Here is a 14,166-nt window from a genome sequence, read left to right as displayed (position 1 = left end):
TCTTTGCGGCTGTCGCAATTTCCGGCTGACTTCCGCCGTGCGCGACCTTAGCGTGGGGGGCAGTCGAATTCAGAGTTCGGCGTTTCTGGAGGTCTCGATTGAAGCCGCTCGTCAACGCGCCCAGCCGGACGGAACAGGTCTACCACGCGATCCGCGAAAGCATCTGCGATTGCAGCCTCGAACCTGGCATGCACCTCGTGCAGGAGGACCTGGCCGGCACGCTCGGCGTGTCGCGGCAGCCGGTGCAGCAGGCCATGCTCCTGTTAAAGAACGACGGGCTTGTGGTCGAGAGCGGCGGACGCGGGCTTTTCGTCGCGCCGATCGACCGCGAGAGCATGGAGCATCACTACCAGATTCGGCTCGTGCTGGACCAGCTGGCCGTGCGGCTGGTGGCGGAACGGTCGCGGCAGGACGCGGCGTTCAAGGCGCGTCTGCGGCGGGAGGGCGATGCCATCCTCGCCATCGGCAAGGGCGCTGAACAGGCCGGAAGCGCCGCCGAGGCGGTGCGCCATGACGTGCAGTTCCATTCCTTCATCTACGACATGGCCGGCAACCCGCTCATCCGTCCGACAGCCGAATCGCACTGGCTTTTCCTGCGGCGCATCATGATCGGCGTGCTGCTGCATGCCGCGCGCGGCCCGCTGGTCTGGGCACAGCACGAGCATATCCTCGACCTGCTGGTCGCGGGCGAGGTGGACCGCGCCGTGACACTCGCGACCGATCACGTTCTCGGGGCGCAGCAGGCGCTGATCGAGGCGATGGAAGCGGGCAAGGCCGATCATCTCTTCGGCGCGGCGACACTGTCCTGACCGGACCGGCGTTTAGCCTCCGACGGGAGGGTTGCCGGCTGCGGGTTGCATGGGCCGTTGCCCGGATCGCGCCCCGTCCGTGACACCTTAGTTTGAATGCAGGGTTCCGAATCCGGCTTGATCCTGCGGAGTCGCCCGCGCGGGTCGGAGACCGCGTGCCCGTGCCGTTTCGGGTGGCGAAATTCCAAGGTTTTCTAGGTGTCAGCAGATTTTCATCTGTCTCGAACGAGACGATTGACAGACGGGCAATTGATCGATCACAGTGACTTCTGAATTCAGAACCCCAAAGTTCTGAAGGGAGGAAGCACATGCCAACGATCTTCAAAGCGCTGCTTGCAGCGCCCCTGACCGCTATTGCCTTCGGGCTGGGCGCGCTGTCGGACGCCTCGGCTGGCGCCGATACCGATGCCGCGGAAACACCGGTGTCGTCATCGGTGATGGAACAGGGCGAGGCCCTCTACCTGAAGAACTGCCGCCTCTGCCACGGCTCCAAGGGAACGTCGGGCAAGCCCCTGGCGGGCAACGAGATGCTGGAGGACGCGGACTACGTGGCCAGCGTCATCCTCGTCGGCCCCGGATACATGGCGTCCTTCGCCGAACACCTGAGCGACGACGAGATCGCGATGATCGTCACCTATGTGCGCAACAGCTGGGGCCACGCCCACGGGCCCATGGCGGCCAGCGACGTGGCAGAGCTGCGCTGACGCTTTCCGGGCGCGCCGCGCGCCGGACATTTTCCACCGGGAGGACAGACATGACACGCAGACCCTGGCTTCTGGCCACGAGCTTGGCGGCGCTGACCGTCGCGTTGCCGCTGCAAGCGGGCGAGATCGCCGATTACGCGCCGATCACGGCCGAGCGGCTCGAGGCGCCCGAGGACGGCAACTGGCTGCTGACGCGCCGCACCTATGACGGGCACGGGCACAGCCCGCTGACCGAGATCAGCACCGACAACGTCTCGGGTCTCAAGGTGGCCTGGAGCCTGCCGACCGGCCCCTATGCGGAGCTTTCGGATTTCGCCGCGCTGCCTGCGCGCCCTGCGCACCAGTCGCCGGCGCTGGTCAATGACGGCGTGATGTTCGTGACCACGCCCGACCAGCAGATCATCGCCGTCGACGCTGCCACGGGCGAGGAGCATTGGCGCTTCCGGCACGAGCTTCCGTCCGACATCATCCCCGTGCACCCGACGAACCGCGGTGTGGCGCTCTGGGAAGACAAGCTCTTCATGGCGACGCTCGACGCCAAGCTGATCGCGGTCAGCGCGGCGACCGGCGAAAAGCTCTGGGAAGCCACGATGGAGGAATGGCAGAACGGCTACTACAGCACGCTGGCGCCGCTCGTCGTCGACGGCATCGTGATGGCCGGCGTCTCGGGCGGCGAGTTCGGCATCCGCGGTTTCGTGCAGGGATTCGACGCCAATTCGGGCGAGAGCCTGTGGAAGACCTACACCATTCCCGCCCCGGGCGAGCCGGGCTCGGAGACCTGGCCGGGCGACACTTGGAAGACTGGCGGCGGCCCGATCTGGATCACGGGCAACTACGACGTGAAGAACGGACTCGCCATGTGGGGCGTGGGCAACGCCGCGCCCTGGATCGGCGACATGCGGCCGGGCGACAACCTCTACACGACCTCGACCATCGGCGTCGATCCGAAGACCGGCGAGATCAAGACGCACTTCCAGTATCACTGGAACGACAGCTGGGACTGGGACGAGGTGGTCCCGCCGACGCTGATGACGCTCGACGGGCAGGACCTCGCGGTGCGCTTCGCGCGCAACGGCTGGATCTACAAGATGGACCGCGCCGGGGGCGAGCTGAAGTTCATCGAGGGCAAGCCCTATGTCTACCAGAACGTGTTCACCGGCCTCGACGAGAACGGGCGCCCCAGCTACGACCCGGAGCGCGTCGCGGGCACCGGAAAGCGCGCCGATTTCTGCCCCTCAGCGTGGGGCGGGCGCGACTGGCCGGCCGATGCCTACAATCCGAACACCGGCATGCTCTACATCTCGGTGAACGAGAACCATTGCGGATCGGCCGAAGGCGCGCCGGTGGAATACGAACCGGGCGTGCTCTTCCTCGGATCGGGGCTCGAGATGGCGCCGACCGAAGCGGCCGCGGACCACATCGGCGCGCTGCAGGCCTGGGACATCCGCACGCTCGAAAAGAAGTGGCAGGTCAACTTCAAGATGCCGAACTGGGGCCCGGTCCTGTCCACCGAGGGCGGGCTGGTTTTCGTCGGCGGCACGGGTGACGCCATGTTCCGCGCCTTCGACGCCGCGTCGGGCGAGGTTCTCTGGGAGCACCAGATGGACGGGGGAATCGTCGCCCCGCCCACCAGTTTCGAGGTCGACGGCAAGCAATACGTCGCCGTGACCACCGGGTGGGGCGTGGACGGCGACCGCTTCCAGGGCTTCATCGATGCCGGGATGGGCACCGAGACGAAGATCCCGCAGGGCGGCACCATCTGGGTCTTCGCCCTCTGATCCGAAACCGGGGGCGCGGGTGCCCGCGCCCGTCGCCACCTTCCTGCCATGCCCCGCGGAGAGAGGCCATGCGATCCCTGTTGTCCCTTCTGCTGATCAGCGCGCTCGCCGCACCCGCATCCGCCTGGGACCTCGCGGTCTGTGCCGATCCTGCGGGGCCTCCCTATTCCAGCCGCGACGAGAGCGGTTTCGACAACCGCATCGTGCATCTCTTGGCCGAGGAGCTGGGCGCAGAGGCGCGCTTCGTCTGGATGCCGAACCGGCGCGGCAGGACCGCCCGCGGTTTCCTGCACGACGGCACCTGCGACGTGCTGATGGGCGTGATCGACGGCCAGCCCGGCACCATGACGAGCCACGCCTATTACCGCAGCGGCTTCGTCTTCGTCTTCCGCGAGGACGGGCCGCAGGTCGGCTCGCTCGATGATCCGGCGCTCGAGGGTCTGCGCGTCGGCCTGCCCGGCGGCGCGCGCCGCACCACGCCGCCGGCGCTCGGCCTGACGCGGCGCGGGCACATGGACAGCCTCGTGCATTTCGCCGCAAGCGGCACCGCCGGCGAGACCGAGACGCGCATCCTCGCCGCGCTCGACTCGGGCGAGATCGACCTTGCCGTGCTCTGGGGACCGAGCGCCGTGCCGCATGTCGACGACGGCCACGAGGTGCGCGCGGTGACGCCCGAGATCGACATGCCGTTCCTGCCGATGTTCGCGTCCTTCTCCATCGGCGTCCGGCCCGAGGACGAAGCGCTGCGCGACGCGCTCGACCGCGCCCTGGCCAACCGATGGGACGACATCCAGGCGGTGCTCGCCGAGACCGGCCTGCCGCTCTGGCCGCTGCCGAAACCGCGTCTGCCAGAGGCGGGACAATGACCGCCCGCCTGACCCGCCGCGCGCTGCTGGCCGCGGCCCTCGCCGCCCCTGCGCTGGCGCGCGCCACGACGGGCTTCGCCCTGCGCGTGGGCATCGTGCTGCCGCTCGGCGGGCCGTCCCGCGCCGACGGGCCGGAAAACCTTTCCCATCCTGCCGAGATGGCCCGCCGCGGCGCGGTCTTCGGCGAGGAGGAGATGGGCCGCAACGGCGCCCTGTTCGGCCATTCCGTCACGCTTTTCACCGCCAATGCGCCGGGGGCCGAGGCCGTCGCCCGCGCGGCGCGCCGGCTCGTGGCGGTGGACGGCGTGCAGGTGCTGGTGGGCGGCTTCTCCGAGGCCGAGGCGCGCGTCCTCTCCGAGGTCGCCGAAGAGACCGGCACCCTGTTCCTCAACATCGCTGCGAGTGCCGACACGCTGCGGGCGGCCTGCACGCCCATGACCTTCCACGTCGAGGCGAGCGCGGCCATGTATCTCGACGCGATGGCGGGCTGGTTCCTGCGCGCGGGCCACCGCCGCTGGGTGATCCTGCACGGCCCGGATCCCGAGGGCCGCGCGCGGCTCGAACGGGCGCGGACGGCCCTCGGGCAGCGCCACTGGGGTGCTCGGATCACGGCCGAGGTGCCGGTGGCGTCGCGGGATTTCACCGAGGCGCTTGCCGCCGTGGCCGATGAGCGGCCCGAGGCCGTGCTGGTGCTGACGGACTGGCACACGCAGCTCGCCTTCCTCGCCCGCTACGAGGCCGAGGGGCTGACCGCGCCGGTCGCCGCCTTCCCCGAGGCCGCGACCCAGACGCGACGGTTCTACGAGGACGCGATGCTGGCCGCGCCGAACGCCGGGGCGGGGCACCGCGCCGCGCTCTGGGAGCCCACGCTTGACGCCTACGGCGCGCGCGAGCTGAACGCGCGGGCCGCCGCGCGCTGGGGCCGCCCGATGGATTCCGCAGGCTGGGCCGCCTACCAGGCCATGAAGATCGCCTTCGACGCGGCGCAGTTCGGCGGCGGTGCCGAGGGCCGCGCCATGGCCGCGCATCTCGCCCGCGAAGATACCGTCATGGACCTGCACAAGGGCATCGGCGTCAGCTTCCGGCCCTGGGACCACCAGTTGCGGCAGTCGCTCTACCTCGTCCGGCTCGACCCGGCGGCCGGCACCGGCAGCGACCTTGCCACGCTCGAGGCGCGGGCGCGGCTCGTGGGCGAATTGCCCGCCATCTACATGCCGGGCACCGACCCGGTGGAACGGCTGGACCAGTTGGGCGACATCGCCCCGCGTCAAGCGTGCGGATCCTAGGGAGGAAAAAGAATGTTTCGCAATTCGTTGATACTGTTTGCCCTGATGGGCAGTACAGCCATGGCGTCAGAGAATTACCGGCTGTATGTGTCGAACGAATACGGTGCCAACCTCTCCGTCGTCGCACCCGAGACCGGGCCGGAGGGCGAGATCGAGATCTCGGGCCGTCCGGGTGACGTGCGTCCGCGCGGCATGGCGATCAGCCCCGACGGCAAGACGGTCTACGTCGCCGTCTCCGACTTCCTGCCGCTGACGGAAAAGCCCGAGGACGCCATCGTTGCCATCGACGTGGCCACGAACACGGTCCTGCGGAGCTATCGTGCCGGTGGCAATCCCGAGCGCATCGCCATCAGCCCCGACGGCAAGCAGGTCTGGGCCGCGCTGGAGGCGATCGCGCAGGGCGTGGGCATCGACCTCGAGACCGGCGAGGAACTTGGCCGCTTTCCGACGGGCGTGGAACCCGAGGGCGTCGACGTGAGCCCGGACGGACGCTGGGCCTATGTCACCGGCGAGACGAGCCACACCGTCACCGTGATCGACACCGAGGCCCTCGAGGTCGTGACCCACCTGCTCGTGGGGAACCGCCCGCGCGACGTGGTGTTCTCGCCCGACAGCACGCGGGCCTATGCCTCGGCCGAGATCGGCGGCACCATCTCGGTGATCGACGTGACGCAGAACCGGGTGATCGAGACCGTCTCGCTGGGGCTCGATTCCCGCCCGGTGGAGGTGGACCTCAGCCCGGACGGCAAGTTGCTCTACGTGGCCGGGGGCGGCACGAGCGCGGTCTACGTGGTCGATACCGAAACGCTGGAGGTGGCTCATGTCATCAAGGAGCGCATGGGCCGGCGGCCCTGGGGCGTGACGGTCAGCCCGGACGGCAGCACGGTCTATACCGCCAACGGGCTCTCGGACAGCGTCAGCGTGATCGACACCGCCTGCATGTGCGTGACGGACGAAATCGCGGCGGGCCGCGGTGCCCATTCGATCGAGGTGGGCCATGTGGAGTGATCGTCTCGTTCTCGGCGCCGCGCTGACGGCGCTGGCCGGCCCGGCACTTGCCGATTATGCGCATGCCCCGTTCCACGACCGGCCATTCGAGGTCGCCGACCTCGCTCTGCGCGTGCTCGACGGCGAGGCGGTGCCGGTGCCGCAGGACGACGTCCCGCTCGCGGCGGCGGTGGCGGCCTTCCTGCTCGTCTCCGAGCTCGGCGTCGCAGAAGCCTACGAGGAGGCCGTCGAGGGCGAGGAAGAGGAGGAGGGAGAAGACGAGGGCGAGGCGGAGGGCGACCCCTATGGCGCGGCCCATGCTCTGCTCCAGACCGTCAAGCCCTGGATCGCGGCGGTCCCGCAGGATGCCGAGCTTGCCGATCTGGTGGCGCGGCTCGATGCCCTGATGCCGACGCCGGAGCGTCCCGATGTCATGGACGCCGACCCCGAGGCGGGCGAGGTCGTGGCACAGGCGCTGGTGGGGCAGCTCGAACGCGCCGCGGATGCCGATCTCTATCTCGGGCGCGATCTCGGGCGGGCGCTCGACACGGTGTCGCGCCTGGCGACCGATGGCTGCGCCACCGACGAGGCCGCGCGCCCGCGCTGGTTCGAGATCACCGCGCTCTACTACGAGGACGCGCTCGAGGCGCCGGTCTCGGTCATGGCGGCGGAACCCGCCGAACGGATCGAGGCGGATCTCGACGCGCTCCTGTCCGGTGACCTTTCGGGCTGCGACAGCATCGGCGACGCCTTCACCACCGCCAGGGAGTCGCTTTTCCCATGAGTTCCGCGCCCATCCTCGACGCCCGTGGCCTCGGCCGCCGCTTCGGCGGGCGCGAGGTTGTGGCAGGACTGAGCCTGTCCCTGCAGGAGGGGCAGTCGCTGGCGCTGATCGGCCCGAACGGCGCCGGCAAGTCGACGACGCTTGCCATGCTGACCACGGCGCTCCGCCCCGATGCGGGAACGGCGCAGGTGGGAGGCTTCGACGTGGTGCGACAGGCGCGACAGGTGCGGGGTCTGCTGGGCGTGCTGTTCCAGGAGCCCGCGCTCGACGAGCGCATGACCCCGCGCGAGACGCTGCGCCTGCACGCGGCCTTGCACCGGGTGCCGCGTCGGGACGTGGCCGCATCGGTCGCCGATGCGCTGGAGGCGGCCGGCCTGGTCGAGGCCGCGGACAGGCCCATCCGTGGTTTTTCCGGCGGGATGAAGCGGCGGCTCGAACTGGCGCGCGCCCTGATGCACGCGCCGCGCCTGCTGGTGCTGGACGAACCGACGCTCGGTCTCGATCCGCAGGGGCGGCTCGACCTCTGGGGCCGGATCGGCGCGCTGCGGGCGCGCGGCATGGCGGTGCTGATGGCGACCCACGTGCTGACGGAGGCGGAAAGCTTCGACCGGGTGGCGATCCTCGACCGCGGTCGCCTCGTGGCGCTCGACACGCCGGAGGCGCTGAAGCGCGCCCACGCGGGCGATCCGGCCGCGAGCCTCGAGGACGTGTTCCTCGCGCTCACCGGGCGGGCGCTGCGCGACGAGGCGCACCCCCTGCGCCCCGCCCTGGTGCGGAGGCGCGCATGATCTGGGCGGCGGTGAACCCCGACGCGATCGACCCGCGCGTGATCGCGGCGATCTGGCGGCGCGAGGTGACGGGCTACCTGCGCGACCGCGCGCAGATCTTCGGGGGTGTCTCCCGCACCGTGCTCTGGCTGGTGATCCTGGGCTTCGGCCTCGGCGCCACCCTGCGCGAGATCGAGGGATACACCTATTCGCAATACATCCTGCCCGGCGTGATGGTGCTGAACGTCCTCTTCGCGTCGATGCAGTCGGCCTTCGCGCTGGTCTACGACCGCCGCCACGGGCTGTTGCGACAGGTGCTGGTGTCGCCTGCGCCGCTGGCCTCGGTGACGCTCGGCAAGCTCGCCGGCGGCGCGAGCGTGGGCGTGATCCAGGGCTCGATCCCGCTGCTCTTCGCGCCGCTGGTCGGCGTACCGCTGAGCCTGCCCGGCGTGCTGGCGGCCTGGGCGGTGATGTTCTCCATGGGCTTCGCCCTGACCGGGGTGGGCGTGGTGATCGCGCTGCGGCTCAAGGGGCTCCAGGGCTTCGGCAGCCTGTCGAACGGGGTGATCCAGCCGCTCTATTTCCTGTCGGGCTCGATCTTCCCGCTCAAGGGGATCGTCGGCGGGATCGGCTTTCTCGACATCCCGCAATCCCTGCGCGACCAGCTGCGCGACCACGGCATCTACGCCATCGGTGGCGGCTGGGTGGTGGAGCTTCCGCTCTGGCTCGAGGCGATCGTGCGGGTCAACCCGATCAGCTACCAGCTCGACCTCATGCGGTCGGCGCTTCTCGGCTTTCACCAGCTGCCGCAGGGGCTGGCGCTCGCCGTCGCCGCCGGCGTCCCGCTGGTCTCGCTCGCCGCCGCGACCTGGAGCCTCGGCCGCATCGGCAAGGACTGAAAAAATGCTCGAAATGAACTCGGAATTCAAAAGGAGTGTCGCGTGACCCGATCCCTGCTGACTCTCGGGCAAATGCTGGACGGTTTCGCCCGGCTCAGGCCCGACGCCCTCGGTGCGCGGGACCTCGAGCGGTCGCTCAGCTTCGCGCAATGGAACGACCGCGCCCGGCGCCTCGGAAACGCGTTCGCGGGCCTCGGCCTGGGGAAGGGCGACCGCGTCGCGGTGCTGGCCCACAACCGGCTGGAATGGGCCGAGATCTACGCCGCCTGTGCCAAGTCCGGCGTGATCGCCGTGCCGCTCAACTTCCGGCTCAGTGCGCTCGAGATGCGCTACATCATCGAGGATTGCGCGGCCGCCGCCATCCTTTGCGAACACGGACTGCACCCCTTGATCGAGGAAGTGAGGGACGATCTCGACATCGGGGACGCGCGCTACGTGCTCTTCGGAGGAACGGCCGCGGGCTGGCATGACTACGAGGACCTCCTGCTGCGGGCGGCCTCGTCCGCGCCGCAGGGGACCGTCGCCGATACCGATCCGTGGGCGCTCATGTATACGTCGGGTACGACGGGCAAGCCCAAGGGCGTCATCCGCAGCCACCGCAGCCAGGCCTTGGTCGCCCTCACGACCGAGATCGAGCTGGCCATCGGCGCCCGCGACGACGCGCTGCTGGTCATGCCCATGTGCCATGCCAACTCGCTGAACTTCTTCTGTTCGTTCAGCTATCGCGGCGGCGTCACGTCGATCTACTCGCGCGCGAGCTTCGACGCGGAAGAGGCGCTCGACGTCATGGAGCGGTCGGGCGCGACCTTCACCTCGCTGGTGCCCACGCATTACATCATGATGCTGGACCAGGCGCGTTCCGACCGGCGCGCGCGCGCGCTCGGCCGCATGACCAAGCTCATGATCTCGTCTGCGCCCGCGCGGGCGGACACGAAGCGCGCGGTGATGGAGATGTTCCCCAATTCCGGCCTCTTCGAGCTCTACGGCTCTTCCGAGGGCGGGTGGGTCACGATGCTGCATCCCGACGAGCAGTTCACCCATCTCGGCACGGTCGGTCGCGAATGCGTCGGCACGGCGCCGATCCGGCTGCTCGACGATGACGGCAACGAGGTGCCGGACGGCCAGCCGGGCGAGCTGTTCCATTGCACACCCTACACGTTCGACGGCTACTGGAACCTGCCCGAGAAGACCGCAGAGGCGTTCCGCGGCGACTATTGCACGGTGGGCGACATGGCGCTGCGGGACGAGCAGGGCTTCATCAAGCTCATCGACCGCAAGAAGAACATGATCATCTCGGGCGGCGAGAACATCTATCCGACCGAGGTGGAGGCGGTGCTGGGGACCGCGCCGCTGGTGCGCGACGTCGCGGTGATCGGCGTGCCGGACGAGAAGTGGGGCGAACGGGTCCACGCGGTCGTGGTGCTGGCAGACGGCGCCCGCGCCACCGAGGCCGAGGTCATCGGCTGGTGCGGCGACCAGATCGCGCGCTTCAAGCGGCCGCGCGGCGTCACCTTCGTGGGTGCGCAGGACATCCCGCGGACGGCCACGGGCAAGATCCAGCACGGGCTTCTCAAGGAACGGCTCCTGAGCGGGGCATTCGAGACCGCACAGATGGCAGGGGCAGCGGAATGACACAGGACCTCAACAGCGACGGGCTGTCCGTCGCGGCGTGGATCGCGAAATTCCTCGAGGCGCGCGGGGTCGACCGGGTCTTCGGCTTGCAGGGCGGGCATGTCCAGCCGATCTGGGACTTTGCCGCGCAGCGCGGCATCCGCATCGTCGACGTGCGGCACGAATGCGCGGCTGTGCACATGGCCCATGCCCATGCCGAGCTGACGCGCGGACTTGGCGTCGCCATGGTAACGGCGGGACCGGGTGTGACGAACACCGTGACCGCCATCGCCAATGCCGCGCTCGCCCGCATTCCGGTGCTCGTGATCGGCGGCTGCACCTCGCGCCCGCAGGCGAACATGGGACCCTTGCAGGACATCCCGCATGTCGAGATCATCCGCCCGGTGGCGCGGCTGTCGCGCACCGCGCGGGTCGCGGAACAGGTGATCCGCGAACTGGACGAGGCCGTGGCCCGCGCCATGGGCGACGGCGGCGAGCCGGGCCCGGTCTACCTGGAGATCCCGACCGACGTGTTGCGCCAGCATGTGCCCGAGCACCTCGTGCTCGACGACTGGATGGCGCCCAAGGCGCCGCGCGTGCTGCCGCCCGATCCAGGCGCCATCGCCGAGGCCGCGCAGGCGCTCTGGGGCGCGGCGCGTCCGGTGGTGGTTGCGGGCCGCGGCGCCAACGGCGCGCGGGACGCGCTGAACCGGCTGCTCGACGCCTCGGGCGCACTCTACCTCGACACGCAGGAGGCGCGCGGGCTCGTGTCAGGCGCGCATCCCTCCTTCGTCGGCGCCATGCGCGGGCAGGTGATGCAGGAGGCCGATCTCGTGATCACGGTGGGCCGCCGGCTCGACTACCAGCTCGGCTACGGCTCCCCAGCGGTCTTTCCGCATGCCCGCTTCGTCCGCATCTCGGACACGGCGTCGGAACTGATCGACAACCGCCGCGGCACGCCAGAACTCCTGGCGACGCCGGCCCTCGCGCTCGACGCTCTGGCCGAGGCTGGGACGGCGCTCGGCACGCCCGCGCTCGACCGGGAGTGGGCCGGGGCGACGCGCGCCAGGCATGTCGCGCGCGCCGGCGGCGGCACCCGGGAAACGGCGCAGACGGGCAGGGACGGCAAGATCCACCCCATGGCGATCTTCGACGCGCTGAAGGAGGTGGTCGCGGCCGATTACATCGCCGTGGCCGATGGCGGCGATTTCCTCAGCTTCGCGCGCGTCGGGCTCGAGGCTGGGACCTATCTCGACGCCGGCGCCTTCGGCTGCCTCGGCGTGGGCGTCCCCTACGCCAATGCCGCGAGCCTCACCTTTCCCGACCGGCAGGTGGTCTGCGTCACCGGCGACGGGGCCTACGGGCTCAATGCGATGGAGATCGACACGGCGGTGCGCCATGGCGCCAAGCCCGTCATCATCGTCTCGAACAACGCCGCATGGAACATCGAACGGTTCGACCAGTCGGACAATTACGGCGGGCGCGTGGTCGGCACGCTGCTGCGCCATTCGGATTATGCGGGCATGGCGCGTGCGATGGGGCTGCACGGCGAGCGTGTGGAGCATCCCGAGGCGCTGAGGGATGCCATTGCCCGCGCGCTGGAAAACGCGCCGGCGGTGGTGGACGTGGTCACGTCGCAGGACGCGGTGTCGTCGGACGCCAGGAAGGGCCTGGGTTTCGTGCCCGACTACCAGCCGCTCACGGTCTGGGACGAGGCCGAACGCTTGCGGCGGGGGCTGGCATGACCGAGCAGCTCCGCGCCATGCCGGCCGTCGCCGCGCGCTTCTCGCTCGACGGACGCCGCGCGCTCGTCACGGGGGCCTCGGGGACGCTCGGCGCGCGCTTTGCCGAGGTGCTGGCCGATGCGGGCGCGGCGGTCACGCTCGCCGCGCGGCGCAGCGGCCCGATGGAGGCCCTGGCCGCGCGGATCACGGAACGGGGCGGCCGCGCGTCAGTCGCGATGCTCGACCTCGCCGACCCGGCGAGTGTCCCGCAGGCCTTCGACGCGTCCGAGGCGGCCATGGGCGGCCCGGTCGACATCGTGGTGAACAATTCGGGCATCGCCACGCCGGGTCTGCTGCTCGAGCAGCATGACGCGGACTGGGCGCGGCTCATGGCCGTCAACCTCGACGGCGCGCGCCGCGTGGCGGCCGAGGCCGCGCGGCGGCTGGTCGCCGGGGGCGCGTCGGGCGCCATCGTCAACGTGGCCTCGATCCTCGGCCTGCGGCAGGGCGCGGGTGTCGCGGCCTACGCCACCTCCAAGGCGGCGCTGGTGCAACTGACGAAACAGCAGGCGCTGGAATGGGCCCGCCACGGCATCCGGGTGAACGCGCTCTGCCCCGGATATATCGAGACCGACCTCAACCGCGACTTCTTCGCTTCCGAGGCCGGGCGCGCCCAGGTCAGGCGCATCCCGATGCGCCGGCTCGGGCAGCCTGCGGACCTCGACGGCGCGCTGCTCCTGCTCGCCTCGGATGCGGGCAGCTTCATCACCGGCACGGCGCTGGTGGCCGATGGCGGCCACCTCGTCAGCCCGCTCTGAGGGAGGCAGGCCATGCAGGACTACGCCATCATCGCGCGCGAACCCGGGGGACCCGAGGTGCTGGAACGGCGCGCGATCGCCACGCCCGCGCCGGGCCCGGGCGAGGCGCTGGTGCGCCACGAGGCGGTGGGCCTCAACTTCCTCGACATCTACCACCGCACCGGGCTCTATCCGTGGGAGACACCGCGTGACCTGGTCCTCGGATCGGAGGCCGCAGGTGTGGTGGAGGCCGTGGGTGCCGGCGTCACCGGCCTTGAGCCCGGCGACCGGGTCGCCTACGCGCACCCTCTGGGCGCATATGTCTCGGCTCGCGCGATCGCCGCCGACCGGCTGCTGAAACTGCCCGAAGGCGTGTCGACCGAGACGGCGGCGGGCGTGATCCTCAAGGGGCTGACCGCGGAGTACCTGATCCACGACAGCTACCCCGTCCGCGCGGGCGACGTCGTGCTGGTCCACGCGGCGGCCGGGGGCGTGGGCCTGCTGCTCGGCCAGTGGCTCGCGGCGAAGGGCGTGCGCGCCATCGGCACGGCGGGCGGGGCGGAGAAGGTCGCGCTTGCGCAGGCGCATGGCTACGACACGGTGATCGATTACGGCACGGGGGATTTCGTGGACCCGGTCATGGACCTGACCGGCGGCCACGGTGTCGCGGCGGTCTATGACAGCGTCGGCGCCGAGACTTGGCGCGGCTCGCTCGCCTGCCTGCGTGTGCACGGCACTTTCGTGAACTTCGGCCAGTCCTCCGGCGCGATCGAAGGTTTCACGTTCTCCGATCTCGCGCGGAAATCGCTGCATGCGACGCGGCCCACGCTCTTTCACTTCATCGCCGATCCGGGCGAGCTGCAACGCCGGGGCGCCGCGCTGGCGGCCGTGCTCGCGGATGGCACGGTGCGGGCAGAGGCGCGCAACCGGTTCGCGCTGTCCGACGCGGCCCGGGCGCACCGCGCCCTCGAAACCCGTGCCACGACCGGCACCAGCATTCTCGTTCCCTGAAGGACCACGCACATGCCCACGTTCCACGCCACCGCCCGCCCCCCCGCCCGCAGACCCCGCACCGGCGCCGCGCGGCCCGCGGACGGCCGCGTCCCGCTGGCGGCAGGGGAGGGCTGAGCGATGGATTTCACGCTTTCCCCCGA

Annotated in this window: 13 protein-coding genes; all 13 read left to right on the top strand. The window is 70.3% G+C overall.

Translation table 11 applies throughout. The features are described 5' to 3' along the window. Positions 1 to 98: 98 nt before the first annotated feature. On the top strand, positions 99 to 809 hold the full coding sequence (locus RISW2_RS15845) for a GntR family transcriptional regulator (RefSeq protein WP_043773092.1): 711 nt from the start codon (positions 99 to 101) through the stop codon (positions 807 to 809). Positions 810 to 1,117: 308 nt separating this feature from the next. Then, positions 1,118 to 1,513 carry a c-type cytochrome gene (locus RISW2_RS15840; protein WP_051492093.1) on the top strand — a complete coding sequence of 132 codons (396 nt, stop codon included), beginning with the start codon at positions 1,118 to 1,120 and terminating at the stop codon, positions 1,511 to 1,513. A 50-nt stretch (positions 1,514 to 1,563) separates the two neighbouring features. Beyond that, positions 1,564 to 3,291, top strand: a complete 1,728-nt coding sequence (locus tag RISW2_RS15835) for a PQQ-dependent dehydrogenase, methanol/ethanol family (RefSeq protein ID WP_043773091.1) — start codon at positions 1,564 to 1,566, stop codon at positions 3,289 to 3,291. Positions 3,292 to 3,359: 68 nt separating this feature from the next. After that, complete coding sequence (locus RISW2_RS15830; protein ID WP_051492091.1) at positions 3,360 to 4,157, top strand: transporter substrate-binding domain-containing protein; 798 nt, start codon at positions 3,360 to 3,362, stop codon at positions 4,155 to 4,157. Then, on the top strand, positions 4,154 to 5,443 hold the full coding sequence (locus RISW2_RS15825; RefSeq protein ID WP_043773090.1) for an ABC transporter substrate-binding protein: 1,290 nt from the start codon (positions 4,154 to 4,156) through the stop codon (positions 5,441 to 5,443). The genes RISW2_RS15830 and RISW2_RS15825 overlap by 4 nt, the downstream gene beginning before the upstream one ends. A gap of 60 nt (positions 5,444 to 5,503) precedes the next feature. Then, entirely contained in the window at positions 5,504 to 6,451 is a 948-nt protein-coding gene (locus RISW2_RS15820) for a beta-propeller fold lactonase family protein (protein WP_211238713.1), read from the top strand. Next, entirely contained in the window at positions 6,441 to 7,214 is a 774-nt protein-coding gene (locus RISW2_RS15815; protein ID WP_043773088.1) for a hypothetical protein, read from the top strand. Before RISW2_RS15820 ends, RISW2_RS15815 begins: the two co-directional genes overlap by 11 nt. Then, on the top strand, positions 7,211 to 8,002 hold the full coding sequence (locus RISW2_RS15810; RefSeq protein WP_043773087.1) for an ABC transporter ATP-binding protein: 792 nt from the start codon (positions 7,211 to 7,213) through the stop codon (positions 8,000 to 8,002). The genes RISW2_RS15815 and RISW2_RS15810 overlap by 4 nt, the downstream gene beginning before the upstream one ends. After that, positions 7,999 to 8,880, top strand: a complete 882-nt coding sequence (locus RISW2_RS15805; RefSeq protein WP_051492090.1) for an ABC transporter permease — start codon at positions 7,999 to 8,001, stop codon at positions 8,878 to 8,880. Before RISW2_RS15810 ends, RISW2_RS15805 begins: the two co-directional genes overlap by 4 nt. Before the next feature lie 42 nt (positions 8,881 to 8,922). Then, complete coding sequence (locus tag RISW2_RS15800) at positions 8,923 to 10,512, top strand: class I adenylate-forming enzyme family protein (protein ID WP_211238712.1); 1,590 nt, start codon at positions 8,923 to 8,925, stop codon at positions 10,510 to 10,512. Further along, positions 10,509 to 12,236: a thiamine pyrophosphate-binding protein gene (locus tag RISW2_RS15795; protein ID WP_043773085.1), complete on the top strand. Its 1,728-nt coding sequence runs from the start codon at positions 10,509 to 10,511 to the stop codon at positions 12,234 to 12,236. The genes RISW2_RS15800 and RISW2_RS15795 overlap by 4 nt, the downstream gene beginning before the upstream one ends. Continuing rightward, positions 12,233 to 13,033, top strand: coding sequence for an SDR family NAD(P)-dependent oxidoreductase (locus tag RISW2_RS15790; protein ID WP_244437596.1), 801 nt, complete (start codon positions 12,233 to 12,235; stop codon positions 13,031 to 13,033). Before RISW2_RS15795 ends, RISW2_RS15790 begins: the two co-directional genes overlap by 4 nt. A 12-nt stretch (positions 13,034 to 13,045) precedes the next feature. After that, entirely contained in the window at positions 13,046 to 14,023 is a 978-nt protein-coding gene (locus RISW2_RS15785) for a quinone oxidoreductase family protein (protein ID WP_043773084.1), read from the top strand. Positions 14,024 to 14,166: the final 143 nt, after the last annotated feature.

The organism is Roseivivax isoporae LMG 25204, assembly GCF_000521865.1.
Lineage (GTDB): Bacteria > Pseudomonadota > Alphaproteobacteria > Rhodobacterales > Rhodobacteraceae > Roseivivax > Roseivivax isoporae.
Note: the sequence above shows the minus strand (reverse complement) of the source record. Positions and strands in the feature narration are given on the sequence as shown.